This is a genomic window from Paenibacillus sp. ov031 (genome assembly GCF_900143165.1).
In the GTDB taxonomy this organism is placed as follows: Bacteria; Bacillota; Bacilli; order Paenibacillales; family Paenibacillaceae; genus Paenibacillus; species Paenibacillus marchantiae.
The window spans coordinates 333104-351719 of sequence record NZ_FRDO01000001.1; the positions used below are offsets into that span (position 1 = coordinate 333104).

The window sequence follows — 18616 nt, forward strand, 5'->3', positions numbered from 1 at the left end:
TATAATGCCGTATCGCAACCGATAAAAAAGATGGAGTTGTATAAGATGAAAGATAATCTAGGACTTGTGCCGCAGAGATAATGTAATTAAACCCTAAAGACGTGCTTACAACACATATTTGATAATTCTATAAATTCCAATAAAAGGATTTTGTTTTTCCAAGTCTGGTTATCGGTTTAATCAGAAGCTTGAGAAATATTTGCATAAATGCGCAAAAAGTGAATGAGATGGTATTGCGGATGTGACAAAATATTCTTGTGAAATTTAAATAAGCTTGCTCTGTTTAAATGTTAAAAAAGTGTTTTAGATATTAAGCTGAAACAAATAATTCGAAACGGATATTTTGTCAATTAGCAATTTCATAGAATAGAAAAGTTTCTAAGGGAAATTATAAAAAAGCTTATTATATCGGTAAATTTTTCTAATAGGAAATCGTTTGAAGCTTTACGATGGATTCCTTGTTTGTATTATTATGATGTACTGAATCGTATAGAAGCATAGTATAAATTTTAAGAATGTTTAAGAGCTCATATCGAGCACTTAAGCTTATTTTTGTTTTGGGCCCCAACATTTACGAAAAAATTCATAATTTGCAGAAAATACACAAAAAGCTCTGTCTTTCAGAAAAGATAGGGCTTTTTTCTTATTGTAATATATCCCAATCTCGAAGAAACTTATGTTATACGACAACATCAGAGTTAATTCTACTTAAGTCCTAGAAAACCGTGTAAAAGCGAATGTTTTTTGTCGAAAAAACATAAGCATCCTGACGGAAAAAGATTGAATCTATTTCCATAATTTCTAAAGAGAGGAGGGCGATTATGAATCTTTTGAATGATATTAGTTTTCAAAGGTTACAAGGTGCACTCGATGCCTCCAACATTAGACAACGAACAATTGCTGACAATATTGCGAATGCGGACACCCCGTATTTCAAGCGTTCGGACGTTGCTTTTGAAGAAATGCTGCAGGAACAAATGAATGGAGACATGCCTGTTCTTAAAGGAAAAGTAACGGATTCAAGGCATTTTGTCATAGGTCCTTCCTCTTCCATACCTACACCAGTAGTTAATATGGACCAGTCAACATCCATGAATAACAACCAGAACAACGTCGATGTAGACAAAGAAATGAGTCTTCTGGCGGAGAACCAGCTGCGTTACAACGCTTATATTCAGCAAGTGAATGAACAGATCAAAATGATGCGTGTTGGAGTCGAAGGGAGATAACTTAGGTGAACATCAGTAACAGTTTCAGTATTAGTGCATCGGCTCTAACGGCTCAGCGTTTGCGGATGGACGTTATATCTTCCAACATTGCCAACGCGGAGACGACGCGCGCGAGTGTAACCAACGGCGAGGCAGTTCCTTACAAGCGCAAGATGGTTGTGCTTGAACCTAACAAAACTTCTTTCAACAGCTTGCTTCAAAATCAGATGAAAAGCGGTGGGTCTGGAGAGGGAGTTAGAGTGTCGGAGATTCGTGAAGATCAGTCCCCTCTGAAACCGGTCTACGACCCTACACATCCGGATGCCAACGCTGAGGGGTATGTGTATATGCCTAATGTGGATATCGCGAAAGAAATGGTGGACATGATTTCGGCTTCACGCTCATATGAAGCAAACGTCACAGCTTTGAACTCAACCAAAGCAATGATATCCAAAGCATTGGAGATTGGAAGAGCCTAGTTAACGGCTTAAAGGTGGAAATATCCATAAAACCAAAGAACAGAAATGAAAGGGAGGGACATTAATGATTCAGAACAACATGTTTAGCACACAGGGGATTCAACCGCTTCAGATGCAAAGTACGGCACAAAGTAAACCATCTACACCAGCCGAAACCATTCAGAGCTTCGGTACATACCTACAGGATGCGCTAGGGTCTGTAGCTGCACAGGAGACCCAAGCACATGAAATGTCAAACCAATTCCTGGTTGGAAAAGTGAACGTTGATCAGGTGATGATCGCTTCTGAACAGGCCCTGTTGAGTCTTCAACTTACGACTCAAGTCCGAAACAAAGTAGTCGAAGCATATCAGGAGATTATGCGTACGCAATTGTAAATTGACTTAAATGCGCTTCGACAACAGCGCTGATTACTACAACAAGCAGCTGCGATGCTGCTCCTGACCGTTAAACTTTAGAACCTATAGAGATTGCGGAGGGACAGACCAAGCAAAGTTTCGGATGGGGTGACAGAGTGAATGAGAGAATTGCCCAATACAGGGATAAGGCATCCCAGTATTGGAATAGTTTTAGCAAAAAGCAAAAAGTATTATTTATTTCCACATTCCTGTTTTTAATTTTGGCTGCAGTTGTACTAACCATGCAATTGTCAAAGACGGAATATGAAGTTGCTTTCACGGATTTGAATGCAAGTGACTCTGCAGGCGTCATTAGTTATCTTGATTCCTCCAGTATTCCATACAAATTAAGTGCAGACGGTAAGACCATATCTGTACCGAGCACGGATGTTGCTATTGCAAAAGTAAATATCGGATCACAAGGAATTATTCAGAATGGTTCATTAGGATATAAGTCTTTTGAGGAGTCATCATCTCCAATTGGGATGACGGATAAAGAGTTCGATGTGAAGTATAACAACGCATTGAACGGAGAAGTGGAGCAGTTGCTTCAACGGATGCAAGGCATACAGGATGCTAAAGTACTGGTCAATATGCCAAAAGATAATATCTTTGCTGGCCTAGAAGAGCAGGATAAAGCATCAGCATCAGTGGCCCTGCAGTTTAAACCGGGTTATCACCCCAATCAGGCTGCGGTAGATGGATATTTTAATTTGGTCAAAACAGCCATTCCCAATCTACCTATTGAAAACATAACGATTACGAACACGGATGAAGCGGAACTGATTCCTACGGCCCGAGGTGGTAGCGGGGGATTATCTTCTGAAGTCCAAGAAAACATGGCGTTACAGAAGAAATTCGAAAATGATGTTCGCAATAATGTGAAACAATTTCTTTCGCAGATTGTGGGTGACGAGAACGTCAATGTTCTGGTTGCTTCCAAGCTTAATTTTGACAAGGAAACGCGGAAAGAAAACCTGGTCACACCGGTCGATGTAGATAATATGAAAGGCATCGAGATTAGTGTGCAAGAGATTCAAAAGAGTTACACTGGGGCAAGCAATCCGACAGGCGGTGTTGCTGGCACAGGTCAAGAGGAAGTTCCGGGTTATCCATCATCGGATGCATCAGGCAACTCAACCTCGGAGGAAACATCCAGCACCAAAAACTACGATGTCAACCGAATTGTTAAAGATATCGTTTCTAGTCCATACACTGTAAAAGATTTAACCATTAACGTTGCGGTTGAACCACCGGCAGGACAAACAGAATTACAAGCTCCGGTTCAGGATGCAATTGAAAATATTTTGGTTAACATTGTTCGTGCATCATTGGCGGACTCAGGCACTGTAATAAGTGACGCAGACTTGGCCAAAAAAGTTTCGGTAATGTCTCAAGGTTTCCAGACTGCTGCGGCAACAAATACAGGCTTCAAGCTTTCCACCGGAATGATGTGGGGCATAGGAGCACTGGTGGCAGCATTGATTGCAACGGTTGTTATTTTGTTAGTGCGCCGTCGTCGCAAACAAAACGAAATAGAAGAAGAGGACATTCCTCTTCCAGTAGCAACAGAGTTTCCGTCCATTACGTTGGACAGTGTAACGAACGAAAGTCAAGTGCGCAAACAATTGGAGAGTTTGGCCAAGAAAAAGCCAGACGAATTCGTCAATCTGCTGCGTACGTGGCTGGCTGACGAATAGAGGTGAACGCATTGGCGAAGGCAAGCAGTCAAGGTCTGACTGGAAGACAAAAAGCAGCAATTTTGTTGATTACATTAGGTCCGGAAGTATCCGCTCAAATCTTCAAACATTTGCGGGACGAGGAAATCGAACAACTGACGTTGGAAATTGCCAATGTTCGCAAAGTGGATGCTTCTGAAAAAGATATGATTATGTCTGAGTTTCACCAGATCTGTTTGGCACAGGAATATATCTCTCAGGGCGGTATTACGTACGCGAGAGAAATTCTGGAGAAAGCACTCGGGTCGCAAAAAGCACTTGAAGTTATTAACCGTTTGACAGCTACGCTGCAGGTTAGACCCTTTGACTTTGCGCGTAAGGCGGATCCGAATCAAATATTGAACTTCATTCAGAACGAAAGCCCGCAAACGATTGCTCTGGTATTATCGTATCTGCAATTTGAGCAGGCAGCAGCAATCTTGTCCTCGTTACCACAAGAGAAGCAGGCCGATGTAGCACGCAGAGTTGCTGTTATGGACAGTACGTCTCCAGAAGTCATTTCTCAAGTGGAACGGGTGCTCGAGCAGAAATTATCTTCTACTGTTACGCAGGATTATACAAATGCGGGTGGTATCGAATCCATCGTTCAGATCTTGAACGGCGTCGACCGTGGTACGGAGCGTACTATTCTCGACTCGTTGGAAATTCAAGATCCGGAACTTGCAGAAGAAATCAAAAAACGCATGTTTGTATTCGAAGATATCGTCAATGTGGACGATCGTTCGATCCAGCGTATTATCCGGGATATCGACAACGCAGATTTGCAGTTGGCACTCAAAGTGGCGAGCGAAGAAGTACGGGATGCTATATTCCGAAATATGTCGAAACGGATGTCCGAGACATTCAAGGAAGAAATGGAATTCATGGGACCCGTTCGGTTGCGTGATGTTGAGGAAGCTCAGACCCGTATCGTAGGAACGATCCGTAGATTGGAAGAAGCTGGTGAGATCATTATCGCTCGCGGTGGAGGAGATGATATCATTGTCTAATTTGATTAAATCTTTCCAGTATGTACCGGTTGATGACCGCAAACGACTCGAAAATCATCATCATTATGGTGGACCGGAGTCTGATGCGGAGTTAGATGGTGAACGAGCTGAAGGTTCTGAAGCTGAGATGCTTCAGGCACGCGTGGACGAAGAAACACAACGTCTTACCGCGGAGATGCTGGAGGATGCCAAGGAGTTTGCAGAAAAGCAGGTACGTGATGCTTCGGAGGAAGCGGAGCGATTGCTTCAAGAAGCCCGTGAACAGATAGATAGCTGGTGGCAGGAGCAGCGTCAGCAGGATGAACATCTGACTGAAGCTCTTCGTTCACAAGGTTTCCAGCAGGGTTTTGAAGAAGGCAAAGTACAGGCTGAACTGGATCTCAAGGTGAAGATCGAAGAGATGATGAAGGAAGCACGCGGGGTGCTTGAAGAAGCTTACGTTGCCAAAGATCAGATTATTCAGGAAGCAGAGCCTTTCCTTGTGGATCTCGCCTGTGGTATCGCTGAGAAGGTGATTGACAAACAACTTTCGGTTGAACCAGAACACACGCTTGAACTAATTCGTCAGAGTTTGTCTCGCAAACGTGAACAGGGAATGATCACCTTATGTGTGGCACCTGATCAATTTGCTTTTGTGCAGGCTGCACGTGAAGAGTTGGCTATGGCAATTGACTCTCAGGCAGAATTGCAGATTTTGCCTGATGCTACGGTAAAAGATAAGGGATGTGTTATACGGTCGTCGTTTGGAAGCGTAGATGCCAGAATTGATACCCAGCTCGCTGAAATTAAAAAAGAACTGATCCGCATAGCACTTGAGGATGAGGGGCGAAAAAATCAACATGAAGATTCTTAGCTCACAGCGATACATGGAACATCTTAAGCAATTTGATCCCGTTCGCATTAACGGTAAGGTCACTCAGGTCATTGGTCTTATGGTTGAGTCGGAAGGTCCGGATGCCAGCATTGGTGATGTATGTTACATCTACCCTGGAAAATCTGCCAAGCCACTTCAGGCAGAGGTTGTCGGGTTTCGGGATAACAAAGTTTTGCTCATGCCACTTGGTGAACTTCAATCCATTGGTCCTGGGTGTGATGTGGTCGGAACGGGTAAACCACTTGGGGTACAGGTTGGATCAGAATTGCTTGGTAAAGTGTTAGATGGATTGGGACAACCTTTGGACGGTTCCTTGTTACCCTCCAGAATGCCGATGTACTCCACATCCAATAGGCCAGTGAATCCGATGGACCGACCACGGGTACTCGAAACGATGAGTGTAGGTGTGAGAGCCATTGACGGTCTGTTGACGGTTGGCAAAGGACAAAGGGTCGGTATTTTTGCCGGATCAGGTGTTGGTAAAAGTACGCTTATGGGTATGATCGCCCGCAATACAGCAGCAGACGTCAATGTAATTGCTTTGGTAGGCGAGCGGGGCCGTGAGGTTCGTGACTTTATTGAACGGGATCTGGGTCCGGAAGGACTGGAACGATCTGTCGTTATTGTCGCTACCTCTGATCAACCTGCTCTGATTCGAATCAAGGGCGCGGTCATCGCAACTACGATTGCGGAGTATTTCAGAGACAGAGGCATGAATGTCATGTTGATGATGGACTCCGTTACACGTTATGCCATGGCACAGAGGGAAGTGGGACTTGCCGTGGGAGAACCTCCTGCAATGAGAGGATACACTCCTTCTGTTTTTGCGAGTTTACCCAAGTTGCTTGAGCGAGCGGGGACTGGACCCACAGGTTCGATTACTGCTTTTTACACCGTCCTTGTCGACGGGGATGATATGAACGAACCGATTGCAGATGCGGTAAGAGGTATTTTGGATGGTCATATTGTACTGAATCGGTCCATCGCAAACAAAGGTCATTTCCCTGCCATTGATGTGCTTGCGAGCATTAGTCGGGTTATGAAGGATATTGCTCCTGAAGAGCAGCTGGAAGCCGTTAATAATATGAAGAGACTGATGGCTGTGTACAAGGAATCAGAGGATTTAATTAACATTGGGGCTTATCAAAGAGGTTCAAATGCTGCCATTGATGAATCGATAGACCAGATTGATAGCATCTGGAATTTTACAAGGCAGAAAGTCGATGAAAAAGTAACGCTGAGTGAAGTGCAGGAACGTTTGATTCTTGAATTTGCAAGGAGATGAATGGGTAAACGATGAAATTTCGATATCATTTCCAGAAGGTTGTTGACCTGAAAAGCAATGAAAAAACGCAAGCGGAGTGGATGTTATCCACAGCGATCGGGAAACTTCAGACTGAGGAAGAGCATCTTTTACAACTATTGAATGATAAAAAGGAATTGATTGATGTCATTCAATCTGCTACGGAAAGTACGGCTTCCGTATCCAGCTTGCAGGAGATGCAGCGGTATGTCCATCACCTTGACGAGTGCATTTCACGCAAAAGTAGTGATGTCAGACATGCTGAGGTCAATGTGCAACGGAATCAAACGTTTCTGAATGGCAAAATGATGGACGAAAAAGTATGGCTTGGGGCGAGAGACAAGGCCAAAATCAAATTTCAGCAGGAGATGCTCCTCCGGGAACAGAACGATCTGGACGAGATGGCTACTGTACGCTTCGCTGCCAAAGCCGGACGCGCGAATTGATGTGGCCGGACGCGAAGTTGTCTCGTGAAGGAGGAAAGAACAATGGCTGTTAAAGACACAGATATGGAAAAAGAGTCGAGCGGCGGTTGGGAAAAGTTTCTGATGATTTCAATCCCAATTGTGTTCACTGTGGTTTTGTTGGGTGTTTTGCTCACTCTATTTAATGTAGATATTCGCAACAACCTGCTTGGAGTAGCTAACAAAATTCCTATCGTAAAGGACTGGGTGCCTGATCCTGTGCTAGATCCGGAGAAAAAGAAACTGGAGAAGAGCGAGCAGCAGGTCGAGAGTGCAGAAGCGACAATAGATAAGCTGAAGGCACAAGTAAGCGAGAAAGAAACAGAGCTTAAAGCAGCGAAGGATGCCACGACCACAGAGGCGAAAAAAGCAAGTGATTTGCAAAAGAAATTGGATGATGCGGAAAAAGCGGTTGAAACCGCTGTACGGAATCCAGAGACCGAGTCTGATTATCAGAAACAAATTAAAGATTTGGCTAAGATGTATGCGGACATGAGTCCCAGTAAGGCCGCGCCGATTTTGCAAAATATGACGAACGAAGAGATGGTGCTGCTTCTGAGTGCGATGCAATCGGCTGCACGAACTAAGGTGCTGGAAAAGATGGACCCAAAAACAGCGGCTGATGTCACGATGATGATGAAGGATGCAAAACCATCCGGTGATCTGGCCCTGGACGCACTGCAATCCCGCTTGAAGAAAGAGACTGCAACTACATCTACGGCATCTACGACTAACTCCAAAAATTTGGATAAAAATCAGCTTAGTCAAACGTTTGCTTCCATGTCGGCCTCTAGCGGAGCCAAGCTGTTACTCGAAACTTATAAGCTGAGTCCGGACAAAACCTTGACCATTTTGAATTCTGTAGATGATGCTACACGGTCTCAATTGCTTGAAAATATGTCGACTGAAAATTCAGTTGAAACTGCAAAAATATTAAATAAATTAATGGGTAACAAGTAAGATTAGTAGCGTCTGTTTTATTAAGGAGAGGAGGTGAAAATAAATGTCGATTGTATATCAAATGACATCCACATCATCCGCCAAGACAATAGGAGCAGCTCAGACAGCTGGAACTGGTTCCAAAGGTGCAACTGCTGGTAGCGGTGATTTTCTACAAACTCTTGCCCAATCATTGAATGGTGGTGCAACGGGGGAGAACAGCTCGGCTGCAGCAGGGAGCTTAACAGCTAATCCGCTTATGTTTACCTTTGCAGCTAGTGAAGATGGAGAACAAACATCTATCACCGATATCTTGAGTTCGTTATTCGCAGATTTGGATTCACTAGATGAAGCTTTGGAAAATGATCCGTCACTACTAGGGGATTTACAAAGTCTGATTCAGCAGATGTATGCTCAATTAGATGCTAATCCTGGTACTCAAGCCGAAGGTTCTGATGAGCCTACAAGTGAAGCGGGTAATGCAGCATCAGCAATTGATCTGGCGGAACATCCAGCAGCAGTGCGCTTTGTATTACAGGATGTGCTTACACAGTTAATTGCGGGTATGAATGAGCCTGATAGTACTGTTGTCAAGAACGCTCCAGAATTCAAGCACCTGCTTCAATCTCTTCAAAGTCAGTTGCAAGATGCTGGCGTTGACACCAGTCTTAACAAAGGGTGGAATGAACTTAAATCCATTCTGGATACATTAGCGGTGACTAAGGACCAGGCTGTGCAAGTGGCTCCAACGCATCCCGTTCAAACATCCAAGCAAGACTCAGTGGTACCACAAGTTCTTGTTGCGGCCGCTTCAAATACTGGACCTAAAGTTTCAGTTGAAACGGATTCAGCACCTACAGCGAATGAAGTAGGAGAAGTGGACCATTCAAGTATCATTACGGCAGGAGAGTTGTCCTTACGTTCATCAGGTACATCAGCGGGTAAACCGGCTGAACCTGTCATGCAAGCATCCCAGTTTGCAAAAGAGATGACACAATTTGTTGTGAACAAGCTGGATATCGTGCAGCAAAAGGGTTTTTCAGAGGCAACTATCTCACTACGTCCGGAGCATCTAGGTAAGCTGGATGTACAAATTACTTTGCAAAACGGACAATTGGTTGCACGGTTTATGACTGAGCATACGATGGCGAAAGACATGCTGGAACAGCAAATGATGCAACTGCGTAGCTCGCTTCAAGCTCAAGGCATTCAAGTGGAACGACTTGAAGTTACTCAGAACAGCTCACTTGGTTCACAAATGTACCAGGATGGGGGACGCCAGCCAGGAAGCAATTCTCAGCAGCAACGTCGCTCACGCGAACGTGAAGAACAATCGGATGATGCTGTAACTACAGCAACTCTCCAGGAAGAATTGCGCAACTGGCGTAGTGAACATGAGGAAGCCAACGACCTGCGGAGAGACACGTTTACAGCAGAAGCTTAAATAGAAATGAGGTGAAAATATGGCTAATGAAGCGATTTCTACCAATAATACCTGGCCTAACTATTCGGCAGCGAATAAAGCTACAACAAGCGCTGCAACAAAAGAGCTGGGCAAGGATCAGTTTCTTAAAATATTGATCACTCAGCTACAAAATCAGGATCCGATGCAGCCAATGGAAGATAAGGAATTTATCGCTCAGATGGCTCAGTTCAGTTCGGTAGAACAACTGGTGAATATCTCGTCTCAGCTCAAGACTTTGAATCAGTCTCTTGGGACAGTGTCTGGCATGATTGGCCGCGAGATCAGTTGGCTTTCTTCTAATAAAGAGGATAACGGAACACTCCGTCAAGGTATTGTGGATTCTATTATCGTACGAGATGGTGTTCAGTACGCAAAAGTGGGCAAAGACGAAATTAAGCTGGATGAAATTATTCAGGTAACCAATCCAACACAGGCTGAGGAAAATGAAAATCCTGTTCAGAACGCTGAAGATTCAGCTGAAACGAACGAAACCAATGAACAAGAACCATCAGCACAGCCTGAAGATAACGGAAACACGTTATGAGTGATCGGATAACAGTAGGCCAACTGTATACAGGTCCAATTACACCGAATTTGCATAATCGCTCCAAAGCAGGAGAAACGTCTAATGTACCTGAACGCCCTTTTGCACAGGTATTGGAAGACAACCTCCTGAAATTGAGTAATCATGCTGCCAAAAGGTTGGAACAGCGGGGTATTGAACTCAAGACTGAGCAGATGCAGCAGATTGGAACTGCCCTGGATAAGGCTGCTGCCAAAGGAGCCAAGGAATCCTTGATTTTGATGAAAGATATGGCTTTTATCGTTAATGTCAAAAATCGTACTGTCGTTACAGCCATGGATAGTGAAAGCATGAAGGATAATGTATTCACCCAGATTGACAGTGCTGTAATCATTTCTTGACCGGCTGGCCCTTCTCGGGAGCCGGAATGCCGCTGACCGACTGACGCGGTAACCAAATTAAGGCTGGGAGGATTTTTAAAAATGTTGAAATCAATGTACTCAGGCGTTTCCGGGATGCGGGGTTTTCAAACGAAACTTGATGTTATCGGTAATAATATTGCGAACGTGAACACGGTTGGTTTTAAAGGTAGCCGTGTTATGTTCAAAGATATTATGAGCCAAACAACGGCGGGGGTAACAGCGCCTGGAGATGATAACGGTGGTGTAAATGCAAAGCAGATTGGTTTGGGTGTATCGGTAGGATCGATTGATACGCTGCATCTTGCGGGCAGCCCAATGACAACTAATAATCCAACCGACCTGCGTCTCAATGGTGATGGTTTCTTCCTGGTGACCCTAGGCGGAGAACAAGAAGTTCCTTTTTTGACCCGTGCAGGAGATTTCCATGTGGATGCTAACCGTAACCTCGTGACATCCGATGGTCTGTTCGTTGTTGATAGTGGTGGAGAACCTATCACATTGGATGAAGCGGTAGTTTCTTTCACTATTGGTCAAGATGGAATTATCAACCAGACGATGGATGATGGAACAACTGAAGCTGGAGCACAACTGGGCATAGGGAAAGTAACAAATCCAGAAGGTCTAGAAAAAATCGGTGGTAACTTGTATCGTATTACTGCAAATGCCAATGCTGACGGGGAATTCGAAATTGTCACTGCCAATAGTACTGAATTTGGTACAGGCTCCGTTATTGCAGGACAACTTGAAATGTCCAACGTGGATCTAACAGGTGAATTCACAGAGATGATCGTGGCTCAACGTGGATTCCAGGCGAACTCACGTATTATTACAACGTCCGATGAAGTACTTCAGGAAGTTGTTAACCTGAAACGTTAATAACTGATTAGCAATTTTTAATGCGTGGGGGAGCTTGCTCCTCCACTCTGATCGAGGGGGCTTAGCATGATTTCGGTTACGCGGTTAAATGGTTCTCCCATGTGGTTAAATGCGCTGATGGTTGAAATTGTCGAAGAGACACCAGACACGTATATTACTCTGGTAACCGGAAAGAGACTTATTGTGCTTGAGAAGGCCGATGAGGTTATTTCCAAAATTAAAGATTACAACCGTGAAATCGGGGTTCAGGCAGCCACTATTAAAGTGCAGCAAACGGAGGAGTCCTGATGAAAAAGATGTTGCCATGGCTTGCAACAAGCTTGCTAGCTATAACACTCATTGTGGTGGTTGTGTTTGTATTTATGCAAGGACAGAACGGGAATAAGAATGATACACATACGGCAGCCGCTGCTGCAGAGAAGAAGATGACTGCGGATGAGATTGTTGCAGTTTCCTCAGAGCTTGGAGAAATTAAAACCAATTTGGCTGATATAGACCATATTGTAGTTGTAAGTTTTTCTTTCAAATTGTCCGACAAAAAGGCTAAAGAAGATTTTGAGAAAATCAAGGAAATCACGGTGAAGCCTATCATCATCCAGACTTTTGCGGATACCAAGTCGGATGAGCTGGCTACAGCAAAAGGTCGCATTCAATTTAATAAAAAATTGACCGAACTTATTAATGAAGCTTTGCCGGAAGGTAAGCTGACCAGTACTAGTTTTTCTTCTTTTTTGACAGCACCAATATAATGAACAGGACACGCTGTAAATCTGTAAGGGGGTGAGAACATGGTGGATGTATTATCACAAAATGAGATTGACGCCCTATTAGCTGCCCTTTCCTCTGGTGAGATGGATGCCGAGGAATTGAAAAAGGAAGAAACTCAAAAGAAAATTAGATCGTACGATTTTAAGCGGGCAGTTCGTTTTTCTAAAGATCATATTCGAAGCTTGACCCGTATTCACGAAAACTTTGCACGCTTTCTCACCACTTATTTTTCAGCCCAACTGCGGACGTTCGTTCAGATCAATGTCGTTCAGGTTGAACAGTTGCCTTATGACGAGTTTATCCGTTCTATTCCGAAGATGACGATATTGAACATATTTGAGGCGGAGCCATTACAGGGACGGATGGTGATGGAGGTTCATCCCAACGTGGGTTATGCAATGCTGGATCGTCTGCTTGGCGGAACAGGAAATGCACCGACAAAGATCGCATCGATGACGGAAATTGAGACGACGATTATGGAGCGGATTTTCAGCCGTGCGTTTGAGAGTTTGCAGGAAGCATGGAAGACGGTGCTGGATATTTCTCCAAGGATGGAAGCGCTGGAGACCAATCCGCAATTTATGCAGATTGTATCTCCCAATGAGACCATTGCTTTGATCTCACTGAGTACCAAAATCGGTGACACCACAGGCATGATCAATTTGTGTATCCCGCATGTCGTTCTTGAACCTATTATGTCCCGGTTGTCGACTCATCAGTGGTTTGTTTCGGAGAAAAAGACGAGAGCTCCGGAAGAATATGATGCTCTCAAAGAGCGTGTGAACAAAGCCAAATTACCCGTTGTTGCGGAGTTGGGAGAATCCAGAATTTCGATTGCTGAATTTTTGGGTCTGTCGGTTGGCGATGTCATTACGTTGAACAAACCAGTTGATGAGGGATTGTCCATTAAAGTTGGAGACAGGCTGAAGTACATGGGTAGCCCGGGAACGATCAAGGATCGTGTGGCTGTGCAAATAGACAAGATTGTCACCGAAGGAGTTGAAGAATTTGACGAGTAAGGATTATTTATCCCAAGAAGAAATCGATGCTTTGCTCAGACAATCGGAATCGATGAACAGTTCGGAACCGGCTGAGAAAACAGTTGATGATTTTTTGACCGAGCTGGAACAGGATGCCTTGGGGGAAATTGGTAACATTACTTTTGGTAGTGCGGCGACAGCTTTGTCCACGCTATTGGGCCTAAAAGTAGATATTACAACACCTAAGGTGTCCATCATCAGTCGGACACAGTTTGATGAAGCCTTTCCTAAACCTCACGTTGCAGTACATGTGAATTATGTGGATGGATTTGAAGGGATTAACTCGCTAGTCATCAAAAAACGGGATGCTCAAGTCATAGCTGATCTGATGCTTGGCGGCGAAGGAAATCCGGTTGATGAAGAACTAAATGAAATCCATATCAGTGCAGTACAGGAAGCGATGAATCAAATGATGGGTTCGTCTGCTACTTCCATGTCCACAATCTTTAACCGTTTCGTGAATATTTCTCCTCCGGGAATTGATATTCTCAATATGGAAAGTGGTGAGGGAGTCAGCAATCTTCCAGAAGATGAGACGTTGATCCAGGTATCATTTCGTCTGTTGATTGGTGACCTAATTGATTCCAATCTTATGCAGCTGCTTCCAGTGCATTTTGCCAAAGAAATGGTAGAGATGTTGATTGGAGGGGCTCAAGAGTCTACTGCTAGTGCACCAGTTGCGTCTACTCCAGAGCCAGTACCAGCAGCAGTACCGGTTGCCCCTGAGCAACCTCCGGTTCAGCAACAGGCACCGTCACAGGCACAACAGCCGCCTGTTCAAGATTATAATGGCTATGGACAGGCTCCAATGGGGATGCCGCAAGGAATGCCGCCACAGCAGCCGTATGGCATGCCTCCGCAGCAACCTTATGGTGTACCGCAGCATTACGGCGGTGTGCCGAATAGGAATGTAAACGTACAACCGGTTCAATTCGCCAATTTGCAAAATGGGGCGTTCGGCCAGGTAGACGAAAACAATTTGAATTTATTGATGGACATTCCCCTTAAAGTCACCGTAGAATTAGGAAGGACCCAGAAGCAAATTAAGGATATTTTAGAACTGTCACAAGGTTCAATTGTCGAGCTGGACAAGCTGGCCGGTGAACCTGTCGATATTTTGGTGAATAACAAGTTAATTGCCAAAGGTGAGGTTGTCGTAATCGACGAAAACTTTGGTGTTCGTGTTATAGATATCGTAAGCCAATGGGACCGAATTCAGAAATTACAATAAGCACAATTTAGGGAGGACTTGAATCAAGATGGCAAACCGAATTTTAGTCGTGGACGACGCTGCATTTATGAGAATGATGATCCGGGACATTTTGTCCAAAAACGGATACGAGGTCGTTGGCGAAGCACAGGATGGATCACAAGCAATTGAGAAGTTTAAGGAGCTTCGTCCTGATCTGATTACAATGGATATTACCATGCCTGAGATGGATGGTATTGCAGCTTTGAAAGAAATCAAAAAAATTGATGCTAACGCAAAAGTGATTATGTGCTCTGCGATGGGTCAACAAGCGATGGTTATTGATGCAATCCAAGCTGGAGCTAAAGATTTCATCGTGAAACCGTTCCAATCTGACCGCGTTATCGAAGCAATCAGCAAAACGCTGGGCGTTTAAGAGACATGATGATGGCTCAGGATAAGATTCCAGATGATGTGGGCACGGGAGTCAATTATTATTTTCAGCTTGTATGGGTGATTGTTGTCCTGGCCGTCATTCTGGTTCTTATAGTCTATCTGATTCGTTTTCTGAACAAACGGAATCAGCGATGGTTCCGGAACGGCACAATTCGTATTTTGGGTGGGGTCGGACTGGGACCAAACAAGTCGCTGCAAATTATAGAAATTGGCGGTAGTGTTTATCTACTCGGTGTGGGTGATGACATACAGCTGGTGGATAAGGTTTCGGATCTTGAAGAGGCACAGCGAATCATTGATTCATTTGAACGGGATGCTTCAGCTCAACAGGGAAGACTTTCGCCTCTCATTGCAAAGCTGGCAGCCCGCTTGCGCAAAGATGAACCGCCACGGGAAATGGAACTCGAGGATACAACCTCTTTTCACGAACTGTTTGAATCTAAACTTCGGCAGATGCCTAACCGTAAAGAGAAGATGGAGAAGGTCCTGGAAGAAGACAATACTACAGATCGGTCGAGGGATTCATGAAGAAAAAGATTTGGTTGGCGTGTTTTTTCATAGGACTCATCAGTCTGGCCTCGGTCACTGCTGCCTTTGCCGAACCGATTCCGAATATTGATATTCAAATTGGTAACGGGGATGGGGGTACACCAAGTACGAGTTCACTGTCCATTATCCTGTTGATCACAGTACTTAGTATTGCACCAGCCTTGCTGGTACTGATGACCAGTTTTACACGGATTGTTATCGTTCTCGGTTTTGTGCGGACATCCTTGGGTACGCAGCAAATGCCACCCAATCAGGTGCTGGTCGGTTTAGCACTTTTTCTGACACTTTTCATCATGTCACCGACGTTGTCGTCCATTAATCAGGTAGCGCTTCAGCCCTATCTCAAGGGAGACATCACACAAACCGAAGCGTTGGAAAAAGCTGCGGATCCCATGAAGAAGTTTATGTTCTCCCACACTAGGGAGAAAGACCTATTGCTGTTTATGAAGTACAATCAAACCGAAAAGCCAAGCACATACCAAGATATTCCGATTACTGTGATGGTACCGGCATATGCAATCAGTGAGTTGAAGACAGCATTCCAGATGGGATTCATGATCTTTATTCCATTCTTGGTTATAGACATTGTAGTTGCGAGTACACTCATGGCTATGGGGATGATGATGCTTCCACCTGTCATGATCTCATTACCTTTCAAAATACTGTTATTTGTACTTGTCGATGGCTGGTATCTGGTCGTGAAGTCACTGTTGCTGAGTTTTAACACTTGAGCCGGCATATTAAAGGAGGACGGTCATGACTTCGGAGTTTATTATCGGTCTGGCCGGGAAAGCGGTCTATACTTCACTGCTGGCCAGCGCACCCATGCTTATTCTAGCTCTGGTTGTAGGACTCATTATCAGTGTGTTTCAGGCAACCACTCAAATTCAGGAGCAAACCCTGGCCTTTGTGCCTAAAATCATTGCTGTACTTCTGGCAGTACTTTTGTTTGGTCCTTGGATATTGAATATACTGGTCGATTTCACGTATAACATTCTCGATAATTTATACAGATACATAGGGTAGGCTGTTGCAGATGGAGACATTGTTGCAAAGTTTTCCTGTCGCTCTGCTTATGTTTTGTCGAATAGCATCATTTTTTGTAACTGCGCCGGTCTTCTCGGCTCGGAATGTGCCGAATTCTCTTAAAATTGGTTTATCGGCATTCGTAACCTTTACGGTGTATATGGTATACGGCATAGACCAGGTTGTACCTACAGATCTGAGTTATATCCTGCTGGTTATCCGAGAGATATTGATTGGCTTGCTCTTAGGCTTTGTTGCTTATCTGTTAATGACGGCTATACAGACCGCAGGAACCTTTATTGATCTTCAGATTGGTTTTGGTATGGCCAACGTATATGATCCAATGACAGGCGCTTCTGCACCACTTACAGGTAACTTCAAATATGCTTTTGCGGTATTGCTCTTTCTGACAATGAACGGACATCATTATCTGCTCGATGCCATTGTATATAGTTATCGCTGGATTCCGTTGTCGAATGTATTCTTTCTACGATTGGCAGATGGAAGTATTGCTGAATTTTTGGTGCGTACCTTAGGTCAATCATTTATGTTGGCTTTTCAGATGTCTGCGCCGATTGTAGTTGCTCTGTTTTTGACAGATGTAGGATTGGGATTCTTGGCGAAGACGGCTCCTCAATTTAACGTATTTGCCGTCGGAATGCCACTGAAAGTACTCGTAGGGCTTGCTATTTTGCTTTTGCTGGTTCCCAGTTTTGCCTTTGTGTTTAGTCAATTGTTCGAAGTAATGTTCAGATCCATGGAAAACTTGCTTGGGACCATTGGACAGAGGCCGGGCTGAGTGAAACGGAGGACAAGATTCGAATGAAATATCAACTCGACCTCCAGATGTTTGCGGGGGAAAAAACAGAGAAGGCTACCCCGAAAAAAAGACAGGATACGCGAAAAAAAGGACAGGTTGTCAAAAGTATGGAGCTGTCCGGCGCATCCATTCTCCTATTCACGTTTTTGATCATGATGATGTTCAGTAACTTTTATAAAGAACGAATAGTTCGACTGTTTACGGACATCTTCATAAATCGACTCAGTATGGAGATCACCGGGGAGAATGTTGTCGCTCTGATGATGCGATATGGTATCGAGATAATGCTGTTGCTTGCTCCTGCTTTGCTAGGTGCGGTACTTGTTGCGTTAATCGTTAATTACATGCAGGTTGGTTTTCTTCTTGTAGGGGAAGGTTTGAAGCCAAAACTTGAGAAGTTGGATCCGATCAAAGGGTTCAAAAATATTTTTTCTCTCCGCTCTTTGGTGGAATTCGCTAAATCGATTCTAAAAATGTCAATTATCGGTTTTCTCGTTTACAGTACAATCACAAGTTACCAATCAGATATTGCTTCACTATCACATTTTTCACTGGATGCTATTCTTCATTTTGCTGCTTCGATTACCTTAAACTTGGGAATTAAAATTGCCGTAGCACTCCTGGTACTTGCAGTATTCGATTACATGTATCAGAAGTATGATTATGAGAAAAACATTCGGATGTCCAAGCAAGACATCAAGGACGAATACAAAAAAATGGAAGGTGACCCACTGATCAAGGGGAAAATCAGGGAGCGTCAGCGTCGTATGGCTGTTCAGCGTATGATGCAGGAAGTTCCCAAAGCGGATGTGATTATCACCAACCCAACTCACTTTGCCGTTGCGCTTAAGTATGAAGGCTCGGAGATGGAAGCGCCGCAGATTATAGCTAAAGGTCAGGATTACGTCGCCTTACGTATTAAGGAAATTGCCAAAGAGCACGGTGTCATTACAATGGAAAACAAGCCGCTGGCACGGGCATTGTTCCAGAGAGCCGAGATTGGTGACGCCATACCGGCTGATTTGTTTCAAGCGGTAGCCGAAGTGCTGGCTTATGTATATAAATTAAAGGGCAGAACGAAATAACAAGG

23 protein-coding genes are annotated in these 18616 nt (G+C 44.2%); all 23 read left to right on the plus strand.

Annotated features, from left to right (window positions below):
* Window positions 1-821 precede the first annotated feature (821 nt).
* On the plus strand, window positions 822-1229 hold the full coding sequence (gene flgB / locus BUA17_RS01430; protein WP_053783790.1) for a flagellar basal body rod protein FlgB: 408 nt from the start codon (window positions 822-824) through the stop codon (window positions 1227-1229).
* Between the two features lie 5 nt (window positions 1230-1234).
* Window positions 1235-1687 (plus strand): flagellar basal body rod protein FlgC, encoded by a 453-nt coding sequence (gene flgC, locus BUA17_RS01435; protein ID WP_072732395.1) that lies wholly within the window; start codon window positions 1235-1237, stop codon window positions 1685-1687.
* 64 nt (window positions 1688-1751) lie between these two features.
* The gene (gene fliE / locus BUA17_RS01440; protein ID WP_024630209.1) at window positions 1752-2063 is read left to right on the plus strand and encodes a flagellar hook-basal body complex protein FliE; all 312 of its coding nucleotides are present in this window, start codon (window positions 1752-1754) and stop codon (window positions 2061-2063) included.
* Window positions 2064-2200: 137 nt separating this feature from the next.
* On the plus strand, window positions 2201-3784 hold the full coding sequence (gene fliF / locus BUA17_RS01445; protein WP_064639070.1) for a flagellar basal-body MS-ring/collar protein FliF: 1584 nt from the start codon (window positions 2201-2203) through the stop codon (window positions 3782-3784).
* An 11-nt stretch (window positions 3785-3795) separates the two neighbouring features.
* Entirely contained in the window at window positions 3796-4812 is a 1017-nt protein-coding gene (fliG, locus tag BUA17_RS01450; RefSeq protein WP_063566412.1) for a flagellar motor switch protein FliG, read from the plus strand.
* On the plus strand, window positions 4805-5665 hold the full coding sequence (locus BUA17_RS01455) for a FliH/SctL family protein (protein WP_072732396.1): 861 nt from the start codon (window positions 4805-4807) through the stop codon (window positions 5663-5665). Before fliG ends, BUA17_RS01455 begins: the two co-directional genes overlap by 8 nt.
* Window positions 5652-6971, plus strand: a complete 1320-nt coding sequence (fliI, locus tag BUA17_RS01460) for a flagellar protein export ATPase FliI (protein WP_072732397.1) — start codon at window positions 5652-5654, stop codon at window positions 6969-6971. Before BUA17_RS01455 ends, fliI begins: the two co-directional genes overlap by 14 nt.
* 11 nt (window positions 6972-6982) lie before the next feature.
* A complete protein-coding gene (fliJ, locus tag BUA17_RS01465; RefSeq protein WP_072732398.1) occupies window positions 6983-7435 on the plus strand; it encodes a flagellar export protein FliJ in 453 nt (150 codons plus the stop codon).
* A gap of 42 nt (window positions 7436-7477) precedes the next feature.
* Window positions 7478-8413, plus strand: a complete 936-nt coding sequence (locus BUA17_RS01470; RefSeq protein WP_072732399.1) for a MotE family protein — start codon at window positions 7478-7480, stop codon at window positions 8411-8413.
* 43 nt (window positions 8414-8456) lie between these two features.
* The gene (locus tag BUA17_RS01475; protein WP_072732400.1) at window positions 8457-9836 is read left to right on the plus strand and encodes a flagellar hook-length control protein FliK; all 1380 of its coding nucleotides are present in this window, start codon (window positions 8457-8459) and stop codon (window positions 9834-9836) included.
* A 19-nt stretch (window positions 9837-9855) separates the two neighbouring features.
* Window positions 9856-10401, plus strand: a complete 546-nt coding sequence (locus BUA17_RS01480; RefSeq protein ID WP_063566406.1) for a flagellar hook capping FlgD N-terminal domain-containing protein — start codon at window positions 9856-9858, stop codon at window positions 10399-10401.
* The gene (locus tag BUA17_RS01485) at window positions 10398-10781 is read left to right on the plus strand and encodes a TIGR02530 family flagellar biosynthesis protein (protein ID WP_063566405.1); all 384 of its coding nucleotides are present in this window, start codon (window positions 10398-10400) and stop codon (window positions 10779-10781) included. Before BUA17_RS01480 ends, BUA17_RS01485 begins: the two co-directional genes overlap by 4 nt.
* An 81-nt stretch (window positions 10782-10862) precedes the next feature.
* Complete coding sequence (gene flgG, locus BUA17_RS01490; RefSeq protein ID WP_072732401.1) at window positions 10863-11678, plus strand: flagellar basal body rod protein FlgG; 816 nt, start codon at window positions 10863-10865, stop codon at window positions 11676-11678.
* Window positions 11679-11744: 66 nt separating this feature from the next.
* On the plus strand, window positions 11745-11966 hold the full coding sequence (locus BUA17_RS01495) for a flagellar FlbD family protein (RefSeq protein ID WP_024630220.1): 222 nt from the start codon (window positions 11745-11747) through the stop codon (window positions 11964-11966).
* On the plus strand, window positions 11966-12427 hold the full coding sequence (locus BUA17_RS01500) for a flagellar basal body-associated FliL family protein (RefSeq protein WP_072732402.1): 462 nt from the start codon (window positions 11966-11968) through the stop codon (window positions 12425-12427). Before BUA17_RS01495 ends, BUA17_RS01500 begins: the two co-directional genes overlap by 1 nt.
* Window positions 12428-12466: 39 nt before the next feature.
* Entirely contained in the window at window positions 12467-13465 is a 999-nt protein-coding gene (gene fliM, locus BUA17_RS01505; RefSeq protein ID WP_024630222.1) for a flagellar motor switch protein FliM, read from the plus strand.
* Window positions 13455-14717 (plus strand): flagellar motor switch phosphatase FliY, encoded by a 1263-nt coding sequence (gene fliY / locus BUA17_RS01510; RefSeq protein WP_072732403.1) that lies wholly within the window; start codon window positions 13455-13457, stop codon window positions 14715-14717. Before fliM ends, fliY begins: the two co-directional genes overlap by 11 nt.
* A 28-nt stretch (window positions 14718-14745) precedes the next feature.
* Window positions 14746-15111, plus strand: coding sequence for a response regulator (locus BUA17_RS01515; protein ID WP_017689175.1), 366 nt, complete (start codon window positions 14746-14748; stop codon window positions 15109-15111).
* An 11-nt stretch (window positions 15112-15122) separates the two neighbouring features.
* A complete protein-coding gene (locus BUA17_RS01520; RefSeq protein ID WP_072732404.1) occupies window positions 15123-15659 on the plus strand; it encodes a flagellar biosynthetic protein FliO in 537 nt (178 codons plus the stop codon).
* Window positions 15656-16411 carry a flagellar type III secretion system pore protein FliP gene (fliP, locus tag BUA17_RS01525; RefSeq protein ID WP_072732405.1) on the plus strand — a complete coding sequence of 252 codons (756 nt, stop codon included), beginning with the start codon at window positions 15656-15658 and terminating at the stop codon, window positions 16409-16411. Before BUA17_RS01520 ends, fliP begins: the two co-directional genes overlap by 4 nt.
* A 25-nt stretch (window positions 16412-16436) precedes the next feature.
* Window positions 16437-16706: a flagellar biosynthesis protein FliQ gene (gene fliQ, locus BUA17_RS01530; protein ID WP_024630226.1), complete on the plus strand. Its 270-nt coding sequence runs from the start codon at window positions 16437-16439 to the stop codon at window positions 16704-16706.
* 10 nt (window positions 16707-16716) lie between these two features.
* A complete protein-coding gene (fliR, locus tag BUA17_RS01535) occupies window positions 16717-17505 on the plus strand; it encodes a flagellar biosynthetic protein FliR (RefSeq protein ID WP_063566399.1) in 789 nt (262 codons plus the stop codon).
* Window positions 17506-17528: 23 nt separating this feature from the next.
* Complete coding sequence (flhB, locus tag BUA17_RS01540; RefSeq protein WP_063566398.1) at window positions 17529-18611, plus strand: flagellar biosynthesis protein FlhB; 1083 nt, start codon at window positions 17529-17531, stop codon at window positions 18609-18611.
* The last annotated feature ends 5 nt before the right edge of the window (window positions 18612-18616 follow it).